Genomic DNA, 18,034 nt, shown 5'->3' with positions numbered 1-18,034 from the left:
CGATCAAATCGCTCGTTCCTTGCTCGGAACGGCACATTTCCAGCGCACGACCTTGAGACTCGGATGTTCCTGAGACCATTTTGCGATCTCGGCGGGCGCCAGGAACATGCATTGGAACAGAGAGCCGCGGCTCTCGAAATAGAGATGTTCATCTCGGCAATTGCCCGGATTGGCGCTAAGGCACACCGTTAATATGAGATCGACCATGTCCATTTGGCACTTATCGTCGCCTGCGCGGCGAACTCTCCAGAGTTCGTGCTTTGGAGTTGCGCGGATTCCTGAAGGTGCCCAAACAGCAAACCGGTTGGAGTGAGGCTACGCGTTCGGCCAACAGGCGTCAATGATGTGGACCGCGTGTCGCTACACACTTCCCTTCGCGCAGTCGGGAAACGAAACAGGACCTTTGTACGATTGACTTCCCTCATCGGCAGTCTAGCTTTTCGAGGTGTGCAGGTGCTGCCAGTCCGGGGAGGAAGGACGAATGGTTCGCTCTCCCGCTTTAAAACGAATGCCGGCGATCAAGGCATCGACACGCGTAAAGTGTCCCGGGCACTCACACGATCAATGAGGAAATGCCATGCGCGCAGTCGCTTTTTTCGCCGCCGTGTCCGTCGCCACCTTTGTCACTACCCAGTCTCAGGCACAGGATGTCGCGGCGGGTGAGAAGGTCTTCGCCAAATGCAAGGTCTGCCACGTCGCAGACAAGGACCAGAACAAGGTCGGCCCGTCCTTGAACGGCGTCATCGGCCGAACGGCCGGGACGCATCCGGGGTTCAGCTATTCCAAGGCCATGACCGAGGCCGGCAAGTCCGGCGTCAAATGGGATGAGGCCACGCTGACGACCTACCTTCGCGATCCCAGGGCGATGGTCAAAGGAACCAAGATGGCGTTTGTCGGCCTCAAGAAAGACGAGGACATCGCCAACGTCATTGCTTATCTGAAACAATTCTCAAAATAACGCGGTACTGCCGGCCGTTGGACTGCGCTCGGCCGGCGTTGGCTCGGCTTTGCGCATGGGGTCACGCAGCGTCTTGCAGCCTCTGCATCGCGGACGGCAGATCGAACAGGCTGTCGCAAACGAGGTCGGCGCCAAGCTCTTCAACGGGAATTTGGCTGTATCCGCCACGCAGCAGAATGACGGCCATGCCGGCGGCGCGGGCGGCGGCCACGTCGGCGCTGCTGTCTCCGACCATCAGCGTGTCACGAGGTTCGACCTGAAGCAGGTCGAGCGCCAGCAACAGCGCGTCTGGCGCCGGTTTCAAGTATGTCACCGCGTCTCCGCCGACGATCGCGCCGAGATATTCCGTCAGCCTAAAATGCAGCAGGATTTCGCGCGCCGCCAGCTGCGGCTTGTTGGTCACCACGGCCATGGCTATTCCGCTCAAATGCAAGTGCGTGAGAACCTCCCTGACGCCAGGCATCAGCCCCGTGCGGCCGGTCAGATGCCTGCGATAGATCGGCGCCATGACGCGGTTGGCCTCATCGAGCGCGCTGCCGAGGAGCGGCGTGCCGGAAGCCGCGAAGGCGCGTTCGACCAGTTTCCTGATGCCGCCGCCGATCATGGCCTTGACCTGATCCAGCCGCAGCGGCGGCAGATCGTGGCCGGCCAGCAATTCGTTGACGGCGGCCGCTATATCAGGCGCCGAATCGACCAGTGTGCCGTCGAGGTCGAACAGGATCGCCTTGGGCGAGCGAAACGGCCTGCCTGCGCCGACGTTCATGCAGCATCCTTCCACTTGATCGAACAGCCGATCGAAGCGATCTGGTCAAGCGGTCCGTCGCCGGTTCGGGCAACCTGCTTCATCGCCTCGAACAGGTCGCGCCTCAGCCTGGGCGATTCGGCGTCGCGTCGCGACGCGTCCAGCCGGCCGCGGTATTGCAGCGTCAACTCGCTGTTGAGCCCGAAGAAATCCGGGGTGCAAACGGCTCCGTAGGCACGCGCCACCGTCTGGTGCTCGTCATGGAGATAGGGGAAAGTGAGGCCGTTCGTCCTCGCAAAGAGCTTCATGTTGTCGAAGGAATCATCTGGATAGGCGTCGCTATCATTGGAGTTGATCGCGACAAAGCCGATGCCTTCGGCCTTGAGGTCATTGGCGTCGCGCACCATGCGTGAAATCACCGCCTTCACATAGGGGCAGTGGTTGCAGATGAAGGCCACCACCAGCCCGTTCGGGCCGGCGTGGCTTAAGATCGAATGCGATGTGCCGTCGACGCCTGGCAAAACGGCGTCGATGGCTCGCCAGCCGAAATCGCAGACAGGTGGGATTGCCGCCAAGTTTTCCTCCGATGAAATGTTTGCCCTCCGATGAAACGGTTTACGCCGCTTTCCGGATCGCCCCGTCGGCCGCCTGCCTGATGGCGCCGATATTGGCGCGATAGGCCGCCTCGGTGCCGCCCTTAAAGATGGCCGAGCCGGCGACCAGCACATTGGCGCCGGCCGCGGTGACCAGCGGAGCGGTTTCGGGCGTGACGCCGCCGTCGATCTCTATGTCGATCGGACGATGGCCGACCAGCGCCTTGACCCGCCTGACCTTGTCGACGACCGCCGCAATGAAGGCCTGGCCGCCGAAGCCCGGATTGACCGTCATCAGAAGCACCAGATCGAGCCGGTCAAGTACATATTCGATGACGCTTTCCGGCGTTGACGGGTTCAGCGACACGCCGGCCTTCTTGCCGAGATTTCTGATTGCCTGCAGCGAACGGTCGAGATGCGGTCCGGCCTCGGCATGCACCGTAATGATGTCGCAGCCGGCATCGGCGAAGGCGCCGAGATAGGCGTCGGCCGGCGCGATCATCAGGTGGCAGTCGAAGACCTTGTCCGTTCGATTACGGATCGCCTTGACCACCGGCGGACCGAAGGTGATGTTGGGCACGAAATGGCCATCCATCACGTCGAGATGGATCCAGTCGGCACCCGCCCGGACGACCGCTTCGACCTCGTCGCCGAGCCGCGAGAAGTCCGCGGAAAGCACCGAGGGCGCGATGATTGTCTTGCTATCCATGGTCGTCGGCTCCCATTCTGTCGTCCGTTTCCGGTCGCTGCACACCAACCGCCGTCATCTTGTCAGCGCGCCTTCGTCTCCGGTTCGCCTTCGAGCTTACCTTCCGCGAACACGCGGCTGCCGCGAATATCGGATTCCTCGATGGTGATAAGATCGATTTTCGTCAACGCCCGGTCGCGCGATGCGAAAAGCCGGCCGGCCTGGCGAAGCCGCGCCCGGTCGAGGCTATTGCGAACGGAGCGGGCGTTGGAGAAATGCGGCAGCCGCATGCGGATCGGGAGATACTCTTCGAGCGCCTTGGCCGCCGCTTCGCTGAGGCGGTAATTCTGTTCCGCCAGCATGATCTCGGCGATTGATTTGAGTTCGCTGACGCCGTAGTCCGGAAAATCGAGGTGATGGGCGATGCGCGAGCGCATGCCGGGATTGCTGTCGAAGAAGCGGTCCATCTTGTCCTTGTAGCCGGCAAGAATCACAACCAGATCGTCACGGTTGTTTTCCATGCATTGCAGCAGGATTTCGATCGATTCCTGGCCGTAGTCGCGTTCGTTCTCGGGCTTGTAGAGATAGTAGGCCTCGTCGATGAAAAGCACCCCGCCCATGGCGCGCTTGATCACTTCGCGGGTTTTGGGCGCGGTGTGGCCCACATACTGGCCGACGAGATCGTCGCGCGTCACCGCGACCATGTGCCCTTCGCGGACATAGCCGAGACGATGCAGGATTTCGGCCATTCTGAGCGCCACGGTGGTCTTTCCGGTACCGGGATTCCCCGTAAAGTTCATGTGCAGCGTCGGCGCGCCCGAGGTCAGCCCGAACTTGCGGCGAAGCCGGTCGACCAGAAGCAGCGCCGCGATCTCGCGGATGCGGGTCTTGACGGGCTTCAGGCCGACGAGTTCGCGGTCGAGCTTGTCCATCACCTCGTCGATGTTGGAGGCCTCGAACTCGGCCTGTAGATCAACCGATTCGCCCTGCGCGGCAGCGCTCTTAGCTATCGCGTCCAGCATGGTTCGCCTAGCTCCGTTCGCCTTCGGGCCTGTCGGTCGCATAAGGCACGATCGAATAGCCCTGACTGCGGCCGTCACGCTCTTGGCGCAGCAGCCGGAACCCGGGTTCATTGGGTGGCCGGTTGACGATGAATGACATGCGCGGTGCTTCCCAGCCCTTGGTCGAATCGAAGGCGGTGACCCGGACATACATGTTGGGCATAGCTCTCCGGCAATTGTCGACTTCAAGCAGGATGCCCGCCGGGTCCCTCAGGTCGAACATCGGGTTGCCGTACATTTCCCAATAGGTGTTTCGCGGATGTGGATCGTCCGTGTACTCGACGCTGACCGCCCAGTGGTTTTTCAGTGCGTATTTGATCTGCGCCGAAATCTGCTCATCGGTTAGCTCGGGCAGGAACGAAAACTGTCCCTGCGTGACCTTGTTTCCGGGATTGGTCATCATGGCGACGGTTCCTTTCGTCTAGAAGCTCGGCGTTGCGGTTGGCACGAAGTCGGCCGTGTCGGTCGATTCGTAGTTGAAGGTGACGTCCTTCCACGTCTCCAGGGCCGCCTTGAGCGGCGTGCACCATCTGGCCGCCTGTTCGAGGATTTTGGTTCCTTCGCGCAGATAGTCGCGGCCCTCGTTGCGGGCGAGGATCATCGCCTCCAACGCGACGCGATTGGCCGTCGCGCCGGCCTGGATGCCGTCCGGATGGCCGATCGTGCCGCCGCCGAACTGCAGGATGACGTCCTCGCCGAGATAATGGATCAACTGGTGCATCTGGCCGGCATGGATGCCGCCGGAGGCGACGGGCATCACCTTGTTGAGCGAGGCCCAGTCCTGATCGAAGAACAGCCCGGTTTCGAGGTTCTGCGGCGTGCGCTCCTCGCGCAGCGTGTCATAAAACCCCTTGATCATAAGCGGGTCGCCTTCCAGCTTGCCGACCACCGTGCCGGCATGGATGTGATCGACGCCGGCCATCCGCATCCATTTGCAGATGACGCGAAAATTCATGCCGTGGTTCTTCTGGCGCGAATAGGTCGAGTTGCCGGCCCGGTGGAGGTGCAGGATCATGTCGTTGCGGCGTGCCCACTTGGCCATCGACTGGATCGCCGTGTAGCCAATGACGAGGTCGATCATGACGATGCAGGAGCCAAGCTGTTTTGCAAATTCGGCGCGCTCGTACATGTCCTCCATCGTGCCGGCGGTGACGTTGAGATAATGGCCCTTGACTTCGCCGGTGGCGGCCGAGGCCTTGTTCACAGCCTCCATGCAGTAGAGAAAGCGGTCGCGCCAATGCATGAAGGGCTGTGAGTTGATGTTCTCGTCATCCTTGACGAAGTCGAGGCCACCTTTCAGCGCCTCGTAGACGACGCGGCCGTAGTTGCGGCCGGACAGGCCAAGCTTGGGCTTCGTCGTCGCGCCGAGCAGCGGCCGGCCGAACTTGTCGAGCCGCTCGCGTTCCACCACGATGCCGGTCGCCGGGCCCTGGAAGGTCTTGAGGTAAGCCACCGGGATGCGCATGTCCTCGAGCCGCAGGGCCTTGACGGCCTTGAAGCCGAACACGTTGCCGATGATCGATGCAGTCAGGTTGGCGATGGAGCCGGGCTCGAACAGGTCGAGGTCGTAGGCGATATAGGCGAAGTACTGTTGCTCGATCCTGGTGCCTGGACCTGTGTTCGGCACCGGCTCGGATTTGAATGCCTTGGCGCGGTAGAGCTCGCAGGCGGTCAGCCTGTCGGTCCACACCACGGTCCATGTCGCGGTAGAGGATTCGCCGGCGATGGCGGCGGCCGCCTCCTCGTGGTCGACGCCGGGCTGCGGCGTGATCCGAAACATGGCGATCAGGTCGGTCTCCTTGGGCCGGTAGTCCGGCTCCCAGTAGCCCATCTTCTTGTAGGGGATGACGCCCGACCTGTAGCGTTCCTTGCCTTCCTTGAGCGTGCCTGCTGAGGGCATGTCGATCTTGTTCATGGCAGGTCTCCTGTTTGCCGCTCAGGCGGCTTTCGCGGTTGCGATATGGGGGTCGAGCTTTCCTGCGGCGTAACGTTTCGCCATCTCATCCATGGCGATCACCCTGATCTTCGACGCGTGGCCTGCGGTGCCGAAGCGTTCGAAGCGATCGCGGCAAAGGTCGCGCAGCGCGTCCATGGCGGGTTTCAGGAATTTACGCGGATCGAATTCGCGCGGGTCCTCCGTCGCAACGCGGCGGAACTGCCCGGCCATGGCCATTCGGCAATCGGTGTCGATGTTGACCTTGCGCACGCCGTAGCGGATGCCGCGCTCGATTTCCTCGACCGGGACGCCAAAGGTCTGGGGCATCTCGCCGCCATAGTTGTTGATGATGTCCTGCAGTTCCTGCGGCACGGAGGAAGACCCGTGCATGACCAGATGCGTGTTGGGCAGCTTTTCGTGAATCGCCTCGATCACCTGCATGGCCAGGATGCCGCCGTCGGGCTTGCGGCTGAATTTATAGGCGCCGTGCGAGGTACCGCAGGCGATCGCCAGCGCGTCGACCCGGGTGGCGGTCACGAAGTCGACCGCCTGATCGGGATCGGTCAAAAGCTGGTCATGGGAAAGCGCACCTTCGGCGCCGTGCCCGTCCTCGGCCTCGCCCTGGCCGGTCTCCAGCGAGCCGAGCACGCCGAGCTCGCCTTCGACCGAAGCGCCGACCCAATGCGCCATGCGTGCGACACGTTCGGTGATGGCGACGTTGTAATCGTAGCTCGCCGGTGTCTTGGCATCCGCCATCAGCGATCCGTCCATCATCACCGAGGTGAAGCCGTGGCGGATCGCCGACAGGCAGGTGGCTTCGTTGTTGCCGTGATCCTGATGGATGCAGAGCGGAATGGCCGGATGGATTTCGGTCAACGCCTCCATCATCTTGGCCAGCATGATGTCATTGGCATAGGAACGGGCGCCGCGTGAGGCCTGGATGATAACCGGCGCATCGCAGGCCCTGGCGGCCTCCATGATGGCGAGGCCCTGTTCCATGTTGTTGATGTTGAATGCCGGCACCCCGTAGCCGTGCTCGGCGGCATGGTCGAGAAGCTGGCGAAGGGTGATGCGGGCCATTGTCGGTTTCTCCTAGATGATGAGCTTCAGCGCCGCTGCCGCGACGGCTTCGGGCGTGATGTCGAAATGCCGGTAGAGATCCGGGGCAGGGGCGCTGGCGCCGAAACCGGCCATGCCGACGAAAGTGCCGGTGTCGCCGATCCAGCGGTCCCAGCCGAGCCGTGCTGCGGCTTCGATGGCGATGCGGGGCGCCGAGCCGAGGACGGCCTTGCGGGTGCCGGCGTCCTGCTGCTCGAAAAGCTCCCAGCACGGCATCGAGACAACTGCGGCGGCGACCCCGTGCTCGGTCTCCAGCCGTTCGGCGGCGGCAACCGCGATCTCGACCTCCGAGCCGGTGGCGATCAGCGTCAGCGCGCGCTGCCCGGCTGGCTCGCGCAGGATGTAGGCGCCCCGGCTCGACCGGTTCTCGTCGCTGTGTGGCTCGCCGCTTGGTGCTTGGCGCAGCATCGGCAGGTTCTGGCGCGAGAGCACCAGCACGCTCGGCCGCTTCTCGCTTCTCAGCGCCAGTTCCCAGCACTCCGCCGTTTCGATGATGTCGGCCGGGCGGAAGACGTTGAGGTTTGGCGTCGCCCGCAGCATCGCCAGGTGCTCGACCGGCTGGTGGGTCGGGCCGTCCTCGCCGAGACCAATGGAATCATGCGTCATCACATAGATGACGCGCTGGCCCATGAGCGCCGAGAGCCGCATCGCGCCGCGCGCGTAGTCGGCGAAGCACAGGAACGTGCCGCCATAAGGCACGAAGCCGCCATGCAGCGCGATGCCGTTCATGGCTGCGGCCATGCCGTGCTCGCGGATTCCATAGTGGATGTAGCGGCCGGCGTAGTCGCCCGGCGCGATGCGGTTCATACCCTTGGTGATCGTCAGGTTCGAATGCGTCAGATCGGCGGAGCCGCCGACGGTCAGTTCGGTTGCGCCATTGATCGCAGCGAGTGCCATTTCCGAGGCTTTTCGCGTTGCAACCTTGGTCGCCTTCCCGACATGCTCCTTGCGGAAAGCGTCGAGTACTTCGAAGACCGCGTCGGGCAGGGCGCCGGCGACCGCGCTCTCGAAGGCCTGCCGCCGTGGTGAGGCGGCAAGCCGCTGCTCCCAGGCGCGGCGTGCCGCTTGACCGCGGCCGGCAATCGCGCGCCAGGCGAAAAGGATATCGTCCGGCACCTCGAACGGCGCGAAGGCCCAGCCGATGTTTTCGCGCGTCGCGGCGATCTCCGCATCGCCCAGCGGCGCGCCATGCGTCTTTTCCGAACCACCCAAATTTGGGGCGCCCTTGCCGATCACCGTGCGGCAGGCGATCAGAGACGGCTGGTCCGATTGCTGCGCCGCTTCGATTGCCGCCGCAACGGCTTCCGTGTCGTGGCCGTTCACCGACTGGACATGCCATCCAGCGGCTTTGAACCGCGCCGGCTGGTCCATCGATGTCGACAGGGAAGTGGGCCCGTCGATCGAGATCGCATTGTCGTCCCAAAAGACGATCAGCCGGGAGAGCTTCAGGTGACCGGCAAGATCGATCGCCTCGTGGCTGATGCCTTCCTGCAGGCAGCCGTCGCCGGCGATTGCGTAGGTGAAATGGTCGACGAGATCGGCGCCGTGGCGGGCCGCAAGCATGCGCTCCGCCAGCGCCATGCCGACAGCGGTCGAAATGCCTTGTCCAAGCGGGCCGGTCGTCGTCTCGATGCCAAGCGCATGGCCATATTCCGGATGCCCGGCGGTGCGGCTGCCCAGCTGGCGAAACCGCTGCAACTCCTCGATCGGCATGTCTTCAAAGCCTAGCAGGTAATGCAGCGCATACTGCAGCATCGAGCCGTGCCCGGCCGACAGCACGAAGCGGTCACGATCGGGCCAGTTGGGGGCCGACGGATCGATGTTGATGAAGCGGCTGAACAGCACCGTCGCGACATCGGCCATGCCCATCGGCATGCCCGGATGACCGGAATTGGCCTTTTGGACGCTGTCCATCGCCAGTGCGCGAATGGCGTTGGCCATGTCGCGCTCCGAGACGGCGGCGACGGGCTTCAATGCTGCTGCCTGGCTGTTCATGGCGTCCTCCTCACGACACACGGTTCTTGCGTTCGATCAATTGCAGGATGAGCGGCGTCAGGATCAGCTGCATGGCAAGGTCGAGCTTGTTGCCGGGCACCACTATGGAATTCGGCCGCGACATGAACGAGTCGTGGATCATCGAAAGCAGGTAGGGGAAATCGATGCCGCGGGGATTGGCGAAGCGGATAACCAGCATCGATTCGTCGGGCGTCGGAATCCAGCGCGCGATGAATGGATTGGACGTGTCGACGATCGGCACGCGCTGGAAGTTGATGGCGGTCTGCGAAAACTGCGGGACGATGTAGCGGACATAGTCCGGCATACGGCGCAGGATCACGTCCATCACCGCCTCGGTGGAATAGCCGCGCGTTGCGCGGTCGCGATGGATCTTCTGGATCCATTCGAGATTTATGACCGGCACCACGCCGATCTTGAGATCCGCGTGCCTGGCCAGGTTGATCTTGTCGGTGACGACGCAGCCATGCAGGCCCTCGTAGAAGAGCAGGTCGCTCGGCGGAAATTCGCGCCATTCGGTGAAATGTCCCGGCGGCGTGCCGTACTGCTTCTCCTCATCCTCATCATGGATGTATGTGCGGGTCTTTCCGGTTCCCCGGCGGCCATATTCCTCGAATACCTCTTCGAGGATTGCCAGTTCATTGGCCTCGGCGTGGAAGTGGGTGAAGTTCGGATTGCCCGCCCTTTCCTCCTCGGCCACCTTCGCCTTCATCGTGGCGCGGTCGTAGCGATGGAAAGCATCGCCTTCGATGAAGGCGGCCCCGATGTTCTCGCGCCGGAAGATCAGCTCGAAGATGCGCTTGACAGAGGTAGTGCCTGCGCCCGACGACCCGGTGATGGTAATGATGGGGTGCTTTGCCGACATGGTATTCAGGCCCTGAAAAGGCCGCGGCGGCTGAACAGCGGCGCGCGCTCGCCGATGGCACTCGGCTCGGTGTGGTAGCGGGTGATGCGCGCGACTTCCCGCGCCGATCCGAAAACCATGGGCACGCGCTGGTGCAGGCTCTCGGGTTCGATTTCGAGGATGCGGGTCATCGTATCGGTGGCGGCACCGCCCGCCTGTTCGACGAGATAGGCGATCGGGTTTGCCTCATAGACGAGGCGAAGTCGCCCCTGCCTGTAGCCCTTGCGCTTGTCGCCTGGATACAGGAATACGCCGCCGCGCATCAATATGCGGTAGCAGTCCGCAACCAGAGAGGCGATCCAGCGCATGTTGAAGTCCTTCTCACGTGGGCCTTCGGTGCCTTCAAGGCAGTCATCGATGTAGAGCCGCACCGCCTCGTCCCAGTGCCGGTAGTTGGCGGCGTTGATGGCGAACTCCTGGGTTCGCTGCGGGATGATCCGGCTCTCATAGGCCTGGACGAAGGTGCCGAGCCTGGTCGAGAGAACGAAGACATGGGTGCCGCTGCCGAGCGACAGAACCAGCGCCAGCTGCGGCCCGTAGATGAAGAAACCGGCGCCCAGCTGGTTCACGCCTGCCTGCAAAAACGAGGCGGCCGGATTCCCATCCGGCGCACCAGTTGCAGGGAGAAGCGAGAAGACCGTTCCGATCGACACGTTGGTGTCGATGTTGGAAGAGCCGTCGAGCGGGTCGATGGCGATGGCAAGAGGCGCTTGCCTGTCGAGCAGCACCGGCTGCTCCAGTTCCTCGGAAGCGTAGAGCGCGACCGGAGCGTGGCGCATGGCGTCGAGGAAGATGTCATCGGCGAAGACATCGAGATCCTTCTGGATGTCGCCGTCAGCATTGGCGCCACGGGTTCCCGCAAAGGCGGTGCCGAGCACCCCTTGATTGATGGTGTTGCGGATTGTGGTGGCCGCCTGCGTCAGCTGACGGATGGTCGCTACGACGGCGGAGCGCAGTTCGTCCGGCTCGCCAAGATAGGAGTTCAGAAAAGCGTCGAGTGTTGCCGCTGGCATCGTAACCTCCCGATCCAGCCGCCTCTCCTCGGGTCGGCCGGATTGGGAAAGGAGAACAAACGACGCTGGATAAGTAAAATTCAATAACTTTACTCAGGCAATAAAAAAATTTTAGTATGCCGTATGAGAAACCTCACGCTCAAGCAGTTCAAGACCGTTCAGGCAATCATCAGCCATGGAAAAATCGTCAGCGCGGCCAAGGTGTTAGGCCTGTCTCCTCCAGCGGTGACGATCCAGTTGCGGCAAGTGGAGGAGGAGTTCCAACTGGCCTTGTTCGACCGGACGTCGGACGGCATGCGTCCCACTGCCGCAGGTCTGGCCTTCGTCGAGACGGCACAGGCCATCGAGGAGCGGCTTCGTCTGCTCGAAGACAAGATGGATGCGATCAAGGGCGTGCGCGCCGGCAGCTTGCGGCTCGGCGTCGTTTCCACGGCCAAATATTTCGCGCCGCGGCTGATGGCCGCCTTCATGAAGGAACATCCCGATATCGACATGCGCCTTGCCATCGGCAACCGCGCCGAGACGATCGACAATCTGAAGAACCACGACATCGATATCGCGCTGATGGGACGCCCGGCCAAGGAAGTCCCGGTGCGTGCTTCGGTCTTCGGCGATCACCCGCTGGTCATCATCGCACCGCCCGACCACCCGCTGGCGTCGGCACGCGACATTTCCAAGGAGCGGATCGCCGAGGAGCATTTCCTCATTCGCGAGCCCGGCTCCGGAACGCGCATCTCACTGGAAATATTCCTGAGCGACGTGCCCGGCCGCATCGACGATCTCGGCGTCGAGATGGACTCGAACGAGACCATCAAGCAGGCGGTGATGGCCGGGCTCGGCATCGCCTTCATCTCTGCCCACACCATCGCTGCCGAAACCGAAGCCGGCCGGCTGGTTATCCTCGACGTTGTCGGCATGCCGATCCGCCGGCAATGGTTTTCGGTGATGCGCAGCGATCACGCGATCTCGCCGGCGATGGCGACCTTCCACGATTTTCTGATGCGCAAGGGCGCGATGTACCTGCCCCTGTTCGGCAAGCTCTATCCGCACGAGGAACCGAACAGTAGAGGTCGCGCGAGTTAGCCTAGTTCAACAAGTTTCGGTCGTAGTAGGGACGTGGCGTGCAAATACAGGAGAACGGCGGTGGCGCTGAGCGGCAGCTTCGACTCGACTAACCCCTAAGGCTCGAATCATTTAGGATGGAAGTCCGAATGGAGCGACGCAACCGCTTGTCCGTATGGCTTAGCTGCGCCATGAGCGGTCGCTAAAGCGATCAAGGCCGAGCGGCCGGAGTCGACCCCTAAGCCGACCGTCGGAAGGCGGGCTGCAAGGTCCGCATCCGGCTGGTCAGCGGGCATCGCCCGAAATGGCTGCCTTTGGAGAGCTGTCTCGGACGAGGGACGGCTTTGCACCTCTTCCGGCACATGGTCCGGCAACCGTTGCTGTTCGTGTGTCAAGTTCCTCCGTCGAGTCCTCGTGGATGTCATCAGCGGCGGCTTGATCCTGCATACGGCAGGCTGGTCAATCCGACTTGCCGAGAGCTTTCAGGATGAATCGGATCTGCTCGCGCAGGCCCGCTTCGGTGTCTTCGCCGTATTGGACGCAGTGCTCGATCAGGATCGGATGGAGGAACGGCGTGAACGCGGTGTGGACGGCACGCGCCGCCGTAGCGGAATCGTCGACATTGAATTCGCCCGATTCGATGCCCTCGCGGATAATGACCCCTAAGGTAGTTACCACGTGCTCGATATGCGCCTTGATGGTCGCCCAGTTCTCCTGCATGGCGGCGACAATCAGGTCGTGCATGCGCCTTTCCTTGACCAGCGTCATCTTCTTGTGATGGTGAACGGCGGTCAGTAGCTGACCCAATTTCTCCCCGGCCGACGCGTTCGTGCGCGCGATTGCGAGGGCGATGTCAGCTACCTCGTTCAAAGCTTTCCCGCAGATGGATTCTTTGATTGCGTCCCTTGAGGGGAAGAAGCGGTAGATGTTTGCCGTGCTCATGCTGAGTTCGGAGGCGATGTCGGCCACCGACGTTTTGTTGTAGCCGATGCGGCGAAAGTGCCCCTCCGCCACCTCCAGGATGCGCGCGCGCACCTCGTCGGGATCAGTTCGCATTCGGAGCGGACGATTCATGGATGTCTCCAGGACTGATGAAACGGATCTGCCGGGCTCGCCCTGGGCGATCATTCGTAAGCGGCAAGATCGTCCGGCTGGCCCTGCATATGTTCAGGCAAAACCGGCGGGCGAGAACTTGAACCGTCTTTTCCGACAACAGTGCCCTATTCGGCAGCCATCGCTGTTTGCAATTCCGGTTCCTCGGTCGAAGCCTCATGGGCCACATCTGCGGTCGGCTTGATCCGGAACCACGCGGCATAGAGAGCGGGAAGGAAGAGCAGGATCAGCACCGTGCCGGCCGCCGTGCCGCCGATCAGCGTATAGGCCATCGATCCCCAGAACACGGAGTGCGTAAGGGGGATGAAAGCCAGCACGGCGGCAAGCGCCGTCAGGATCACCGGCCTCGTGCGTTGCACGGTGGCCTCAATGACGGCGTGATAGTCGTCAAGGCCGGCAGCACGGTTCTCCTTGATTTGTTCGGTCAGGATCAGGGTGTTGCGCATCAGGATGCCGGCCAGCCCTATCAGGCCCAGAATGGCGTTGAACCCGAAGGGCTGGTTGAAGGTGAGCAACATCGGCACGACGCCGACGAGCCCAAGCGGTGCGGTCAGCACGACCATGGCCATCGTCGAGAAGGATCGTACCTGCAGCATGATGACGATCAGCATGGCGGCGATCATGGCCGGGAAGATCTTGCCCAAAGCAGTGTTGGCCTTCTCAGCCTCCTCGATCGATCCCCCCATTTCAATGTTATAGCCGGCCGGAAGGGACGCGATCAGCGGCTGAAGGGCTTTCATGATCTGCTTTGAGACCTCCGGAGGCTGAGTCGCTTCGTTGATATCCGACCGGATCGTGACGACGGGCGTCCGGTCGCGGCGCTTCAGGATCGGCTCTTCAAGACGGATCTCCGAATGACCGATCTGGTCGAGCGGAATCTGGCGGCCGTCCCGGCTCATCAGCGAGAAATCCGCCAGACGCGCCGGATCCAGCCGCTCAGCCCCAGCGCTGCGCGCCACGATGGGGACATTGCGAATGTCCTCGCGGACCTGCGTGACAGGGATGCCGGTGAGGAGGAACTGGAGCTGCTGGCCTACTTCCGCCGGCGAGAGGCCGATGAGGTTCAGTCGATCCTGGTCAGGGATGAAGCGCAGTACGGGCGTGCGGTTGCCCCAGTCGCGGTTGGCCTGCCGCACGTCCGGGACGCCCCGCATGATGTCGAGGGCCTTCTCGGAAATGCTATAGAGTTGCGCGGGATCAGGCCCCGTGACCCGGAACTCGACAGGGAACGGCGTATAGGGTCCGAACACAAGCTGCGTGACGCGGACATCGGCTTCCGGCGCGAGCCCCTGCGATACCGCCTCCCGGAGCCGGTGCTTTAGCGCCTCGCGCGCCTCCGCGTCCGGTGTCAGCACGACGATCTTGGCAAAGGCAGCATCAGGCAGTTCCGGTGCCATCGCGAAGAAGAAGCGCGGAGCGCCCTGACCGACGTAGCTCGTCACGATCTTGGCTTCGGGCTGGCCGTCCAGCCAGTGCTCCAGCTTCTCCACTGTGGCGGTCGTCGTCTCGATGCTGGTGCCTACCGGCAGACGAACCTCGACCAGCACTTCGGGGCGATCGGATGTCGGGAAGAACTGCTGTTTCAGGCTGCCCATGCCGACAACCGAAAGTGCGAAGACGATGCCGACGACACCGCAGGTTACGAACTTGTGGCGCACGGCAAAGATGATGAGCCGGCGAAGGCGCCGATAGTTCGGTGTGTCGTATATGGCGTGAACGCCGCCTTCGACCGGTTTGATCGCGGGCAGCATCTTGACGCCAAGGTAGGGCGTGAAAACCACGGCGACGATCCAGGAGACGATGAGAGCGAACCCTACGACCCAGAAGATATTGCCGGCGTACTCGCCGGCCGTCGAGCGTGCGAAGCCCACGGGCAGGAACCCAGCTATCGTCACGAGCGTTCCCGACAGCATCGGCGCCGCGGTATGGCTCCAGGCATAGGCCGCCGCCTTGATGCGATCCATGCCCTCTTCCATCTTCACCACCATCACCTCGATGGCGATGATGGCGTCGTCCACGAGAAGACCGAGCGCCAGGATGAGGGCGCCGAGCGTGATGCGATCGAAGAACCGGCCGGTCTCCAGCATGATGAGGAACACGGCGGCAAGCGTCAGCGGGACGGCGGCCGCCACGACGATGCCGACGCGCCAGCCCATGCTGAGCAGGCTGATCAGCAGCACGACACCGAGCGCCATCGCGAACTTCAACATGAACTCGTCGACCGCCGAGGTGATGTTGACGGCCTGGTCGGATACCTTGTCGAGCGTTATCCCAAGCGGCAATGTTCGTGCGATGGCCGCCGTCCGATCCTCCAGCGCCTTGCCGAGCGCGCGACCGTCCCAACCCTCCTGCATAACGGCCGCGAGCATGATGGTGGGCTCGCCCTGGCGTCGGATGAGATAGGTGGGAGGGTCCTCGTAGCCGCGGCGGACCTCGGCAACGTCGGAAAGCTTCAGCGTCCGCCCCCCGGCAACGATCGGCGTGTCGGCGATAGCCTGGACACTGTCATAAGCGCCGTTGAGCCTGATGAAGACCTGCGGCCCCTGAGTATCGATCGAGCCCGCCGGTGTGACGGTGTTCTGCCGCTGCAATGCGACGATGATATCCTGTGCCGACACGCCCAGCGTTGCCAGCTTGGCATAGGAGAACTCGACGAATATCTGTTCGGGGCGCTCACCGAGGATGTTGATCTTCTTGACGCCGGGCACGTGCAGGAGGTCCTGTCGAATTGCCTCGGCCTGCCTGGCCAGCTCACGCATCGGCATGCCTCTGGCCTTCAGCGCATAAAGGGCGAAGCTCACATCCGAATATTCGTCGTTGACGAAGGGGCCGTAGACGCCGGGCGGCAGGTTGCGGGCTTCATCCCCCAGCTTCTTGCGGGCCTGGTAAAACTCTTCCTGCACGACGGATGGCGGCGTGCTGTCCTTCAGCGTGACCGTCATATAGGCGTAGCCCGGCCGCGTGGTGGTCTCGACCCGATCGTACCAGGTGAGCTCCTGAAGCCGCTTCTCCAACGGCTCGGCGACAAGGTCCTGCATCTCGCGGGCCGTCGCGCCCGGCCATGCCGTCGTGACCGTCAGGGTCTTAATGGTGAAGTTGGGATCCTCCGCCCGCCCGAGCATAAGGAACGCGTAGGCGCCAGCCGCCACGAGCAGGAGGATGAAGAACAGGGTGACGGCCCGTTCGCGAACGGCGATCGCTGAAAAATTGAGGTTCATCGTCAGTTGCTCCCGCTTTCGGAAGCAGACCTGACGCGAGCGCCCTCCTGCAGAAGATGAGCGCCGAGCGAAACGACCGGATCTCCCATGTTCAGCCCGGAGACCACGGCGCTTTCGCTTGTCACACGAACAAGGCCGACAGGTCGGAAGTGTACGGTCGAGGTGGCGCGATCCAGGGCCCAAACGCCTGTTTTGCCGCCATCATCGAGCACGGCTCCGAGCGGCACCTGAACTTCCGGCTGGCTCGCCTGGCTTGTGATCCGGATAGTCACGGTCGCGCCAAGCGGTGCTGCCGCGGCCTCCCCGTCGAGCACATAGCGGGCCTCATAGGTACGGGTCTGGGGATCGGCGGCATCCGACAACTGCCGCAGATGCGCCGTATGGCGCCCATCGGCTGCATAAACGGCGGCCTCGGCCACAGAGCCGATCGCCGGCCGGATCGTTTCGGGAAGCGCGACCACCGCTTCACGAGGGCCGGCCTGGGCGATCCGAACCACTGTCTGACCCGCGGAGACGACCTGTCCCGGCTCACCGATGGTTTCGACCACAGTTCCATCCGCGTCCGCCACCAGGACGGAATAGGCCGCTTCGTTTTCCGCGACTTTCGCTTCCGCTTCGGCGGCGGCGAGTTGTGCGGTCGCGGTGTCCAACGCGGCCTTCGCCTGCTCGTAGCGCTGCGGAGTTGCTGCCAATTCCTTCTTGACCAGAACGGCATAGCGCTTTTCGTCCGCGCTCGCCTGAACCAGCACAGCGCGTGCCGCGGCGACCGCATTGCGCTTGGCGGTGAGCGCGAGAGCCAGATCGGTGTCGTCGATCCGCAGAAGCGGTTGGCCCGCCTTGACCCGTTCACCGACGTTCACCAGGCGCTCGATGATCTTGCCGGGTACGCGAAAACCAAGATTGCTCTGCACCCGCGCGGCAATCGTGCCCGTGAAACCGCGTTCGGATCCAGCCACTGGCGCCGCCGTCACCAATCTGACGATCGGCGCTTCCTGCCTCGGATCCGCCACTGCGGTTGCCTGCGTGCGAATGGGCAGCGTGACGAATGCGGCCACCCCTAACCCCGCGGCCAGGACGCTGCCCAGCCCAATGACAAGTCGCTTTTTCATGCCCATCGCCTCATGCCGAAATAGATTGCGTTCATTGTCTATGCTGTGTCCTGCGTCGACGGGCAGCGGCCGGCTGCGACCTGCGCGGCGAGTCAGTCCGGTAGCGCGTCGGCGCGCGGATGCTTGTCGGTCCCAGTCGCGACTGTCACCTCCTCGCCGGACCTCGAGAACGCGTAGAGAGAGCCCCGGTAGCCCGGCATGGAGAAGGCAACGGAGTCGCGGTCGGCGAGGCCCATGACGACGCGCAGCGGATCGCCTCCGCCCTTGGGCGCGAAGGTGGCGGTGACCTCCAGGAGGTCGCCGTCGATTGGGACGTAATAGACCACCATGTCGAGGCGTCCGTTGTGCAGGCTGCCGGCTTCGATTGGGCGTCCGACGGTAGCTTCCTCGGCAAACGCTGGGGTCGCCAGAAACAGCGCGGTCAGGAGCGAAGCGCTCAGGATCTTGCGGATCATTTCGTGTCTCCTTTTTTAGATTGCATTCGCCATCTATATAGCAGATAGAT

At 62.8% G+C, this 18,034-nt stretch carries 17 protein-coding genes; 2 read left to right on the top strand and 15 right to left on the bottom strand.

Annotated features, from left to right (window positions below; all coding sequences use genetic code 11):
* Window positions 1–3: 3 nt before the first annotated feature.
* The gene (locus tag NKH93_RS20955; protein ID WP_023678830.1) at window positions 4–213 is read right to left on the bottom strand and encodes a hypothetical protein; all 210 of its coding nucleotides are present in this window, start codon (window positions 211–213) and stop codon (window positions 4–6) included.
* 364 nt (window positions 214–577) lie between these two features.
* Here NKH93_RS20955 and NKH93_RS20950 point away from each other — a divergent pair, with 364 nt between their 5' ends.
* Window positions 578–958, top strand: a complete 381-nt coding sequence (locus tag NKH93_RS20950; protein ID WP_352971763.1) for a c-type cytochrome — start codon at window positions 578–580, stop codon at window positions 956–958.
* Between the two features lie 61 nt (window positions 959–1,019).
* Here NKH93_RS20950 and gph read toward each other — a convergent pair whose 3' ends face one another.
* From gph to NKH93_RS20900, 10 genes are all read right to left on the bottom strand, one after another.
* Complete coding sequence (gene gph, locus NKH93_RS20945; RefSeq protein ID WP_352929015.1) at window positions 1,020–1,721, bottom strand: phosphoglycolate phosphatase; 702 nt, start codon at window positions 1,719–1,721, stop codon at window positions 1,020–1,022.
* A complete protein-coding gene (locus NKH93_RS20940; protein ID WP_352617338.1) occupies window positions 1,718–2,275 on the bottom strand; it encodes a thioredoxin family protein in 558 nt (185 codons plus the stop codon). Before NKH93_RS20940 ends, gph begins: the two co-directional genes overlap by 4 nt.
* Before the next feature lie 40 nt (window positions 2,276–2,315).
* Window positions 2,316–3,002 (bottom strand): ribulose-phosphate 3-epimerase, encoded by a 687-nt coding sequence (rpe, locus tag NKH93_RS20935; RefSeq protein ID WP_352541879.1) that lies wholly within the window; start codon window positions 3,000–3,002, stop codon window positions 2,316–2,318.
* 62 nt (window positions 3,003–3,064) lie between these two features.
* Window positions 3,065–4,003 carry a CbbX protein gene (gene cbbX / locus NKH93_RS20930; protein ID WP_352686149.1) on the bottom strand — a complete coding sequence of 313 codons (939 nt, stop codon included), beginning with the start codon at window positions 4,001–4,003 and terminating at the stop codon, window positions 3,065–3,067.
* Between the two features lie 7 nt (window positions 4,004–4,010).
* Window positions 4,011–4,445, bottom strand: a complete 435-nt coding sequence (locus NKH93_RS20925) for a ribulose bisphosphate carboxylase small subunit (RefSeq protein ID WP_352934648.1) — start codon at window positions 4,443–4,445, stop codon at window positions 4,011–4,013.
* Window positions 4,446–4,463: 18 nt separating this feature from the next.
* Window positions 4,464–5,957, bottom strand: a complete 1,494-nt coding sequence (locus NKH93_RS20920; protein ID WP_084641467.1) for a ribulose-bisphosphate carboxylase large subunit — start codon at window positions 5,955–5,957, stop codon at window positions 4,464–4,466.
* Between the two features lie 21 nt (window positions 5,958–5,978).
* Entirely contained in the window at window positions 5,979–7,058 is a 1,080-nt protein-coding gene (gene fba, locus NKH93_RS20915; RefSeq protein WP_352507750.1) for a class II fructose-bisphosphate aldolase, read from the bottom strand.
* 12 nt (window positions 7,059–7,070) lie between these two features.
* Window positions 7,071–9,092: a transketolase gene (gene tkt, locus NKH93_RS20910; protein ID WP_352934646.1), complete on the bottom strand. Its 2,022-nt coding sequence runs from the start codon at window positions 9,090–9,092 to the stop codon at window positions 7,071–7,073.
* A gap of 10 nt (window positions 9,093–9,102) precedes the next feature.
* Window positions 9,103–9,975: a phosphoribulokinase gene (locus NKH93_RS20905; protein ID WP_352541883.1), complete on the bottom strand. Its 873-nt coding sequence runs from the start codon at window positions 9,973–9,975 to the stop codon at window positions 9,103–9,105.
* A gap of 5 nt (window positions 9,976–9,980) precedes the next feature.
* Complete coding sequence (locus tag NKH93_RS20900; RefSeq protein ID WP_352683984.1) at window positions 9,981–11,027, bottom strand: class 1 fructose-bisphosphatase; 1,047 nt, start codon at window positions 11,025–11,027, stop codon at window positions 9,981–9,983.
* A 123-nt stretch (window positions 11,028–11,150) separates the two neighbouring features.
* Here NKH93_RS20900 and NKH93_RS20895 point away from each other — a divergent pair, with 123 nt between their 5' ends.
* The gene (locus tag NKH93_RS20895) at window positions 11,151–12,110 is read left to right on the top strand and encodes a LysR family transcriptional regulator (protein WP_352831952.1); all 960 of its coding nucleotides are present in this window, start codon (window positions 11,151–11,153) and stop codon (window positions 12,108–12,110) included.
* Between the two features lie 438 nt (window positions 12,111–12,548).
* Here the strand turns inward: NKH93_RS20895 and NKH93_RS20890 are convergent, their stop codons facing one another.
* The 4 genes from NKH93_RS20890 to NKH93_RS20875 all read right to left on the bottom strand — a co-directional run bounded on the left by NKH93_RS20890 (window position 12,549) and on the right by NKH93_RS20875 (window position 17,984).
* Window positions 12,549–13,163: a TetR/AcrR family transcriptional regulator gene (locus NKH93_RS20890; RefSeq protein WP_352795824.1), complete on the bottom strand. Its 615-nt coding sequence runs from the start codon at window positions 13,161–13,163 to the stop codon at window positions 12,549–12,551.
* Window positions 13,164–13,309: 146 nt separating this feature from the next.
* Window positions 13,310–16,420 (bottom strand): efflux RND transporter permease subunit, encoded by a 3,111-nt coding sequence (locus tag NKH93_RS20885; protein WP_352971754.1) that lies wholly within the window; start codon window positions 16,418–16,420, stop codon window positions 13,310–13,312.
* Window positions 16,421–16,422: 2 nt separating this feature from the next.
* Window positions 16,423–17,529, bottom strand: a complete 1,107-nt coding sequence (locus NKH93_RS20880) for an efflux RND transporter periplasmic adaptor subunit (protein WP_352779693.1) — start codon at window positions 17,527–17,529, stop codon at window positions 16,423–16,425.
* Between the two features lie 92 nt (window positions 17,530–17,621).
* Window positions 17,622–17,984: a hypothetical protein gene (locus NKH93_RS20875; protein ID WP_352503292.1), complete on the bottom strand. Its 363-nt coding sequence runs from the start codon at window positions 17,982–17,984 to the stop codon at window positions 17,622–17,624.
* Window positions 17,985–18,034 lie beyond the last annotated feature (50 nt).

Source organism: Mesorhizobium sp. M0954 (assembly GCF_040319155.1).
In the GTDB taxonomy this organism is placed as follows: domain Bacteria; phylum Pseudomonadota; class Alphaproteobacteria; order Rhizobiales; family Rhizobiaceae; genus Mesorhizobium.
This window is presented reverse-complemented; position numbering and strand designations above follow the sequence as displayed.

Coding starts and splice junctions, on each gene's coding strand:
- NKH93_RS20955 (WP_023678830.1), bottom strand. CDS start 213: ATGGACATGGTCGATCTCATATTAACGGTGTGCCTTAGCGCCAATCCG.
- NKH93_RS20950 (WP_352971763.1), top strand. CDS start 578: ATGCGCGCAGTCGCTTTTTTCGCCGCCGTGTCCGTCGCCACCTTTGTC.
- gph (WP_352929015.1), bottom strand. CDS start 1,721: ATGAACGTCGGCGCAGGCAGGCCGTTTCGCTCGCCCAAGGCGATCCTG.
- rpe (WP_352541879.1), bottom strand. CDS start 3,002: ATGGATAGCAAGACAATCATCGCGCCCTCGGTGCTTTCCGCGGACTTC.
- cbbX (WP_352686149.1), bottom strand. CDS start 4,003: ATGCTGGACGCGATAGCTAAGAGCGCTGCCGCGCAGGGCGAATCGGTT.
- NKH93_RS20925 (WP_352934648.1), bottom strand. CDS start 4,445: ATGATGACCAATCCCGGAAACAAGGTCACGCAGGGACAGTTTTCGTTC.
- NKH93_RS20920 (WP_084641467.1), bottom strand. CDS start 5,957: ATGAACAAGATCGACATGCCCTCAGCAGGCACGCTCAAGGAAGGCAAG.
- fba (WP_352507750.1), bottom strand. CDS start 7,058: ATGGCCCGCATCACCCTTCGCCAGCTTCTCGACCATGCCGCCGAGCAC.
- tkt (WP_352934646.1), bottom strand. CDS start 9,092: ATGAACAGCCAGGCAGCAGCATTGAAGCCCGTCGCCGCCGTCTCGGAG.
- NKH93_RS20905 (WP_352541883.1), bottom strand. CDS start 9,975: ATGTCGGCAAAGCACCCCATCATTACCATCACCGGGTCGTCGGGCGCA.
- NKH93_RS20900 (WP_352683984.1), bottom strand. CDS start 11,027: ATGCCAGCGGCAACACTCGACGCTTTTCTGAACTCCTATCTTGGCGAG.
- NKH93_RS20895 (WP_352831952.1), top strand. CDS start 11,151: ATGAGAAACCTCACGCTCAAGCAGTTCAAGACCGTTCAGGCAATCATC.
- NKH93_RS20890 (WP_352795824.1), bottom strand. CDS start 13,163: ATGAATCGTCCGCTCCGAATGCGAACTGATCCCGACGAGGTGCGCGCG.
- NKH93_RS20885 (WP_352971754.1), bottom strand. CDS start 16,420: ATGAACCTCAATTTTTCAGCGATCGCCGTTCGCGAACGGGCCGTCACC.
- NKH93_RS20880 (WP_352779693.1), bottom strand. CDS start 17,529: ATGAAAAAGCGACTTGTCATTGGGCTGGGCAGCGTCCTGGCCGCGGGG.
- NKH93_RS20875 (WP_352503292.1), bottom strand. CDS start 17,984: ATGATCCGCAAGATCCTGAGCGCTTCGCTCCTGACCGCGCTGTTTCTG.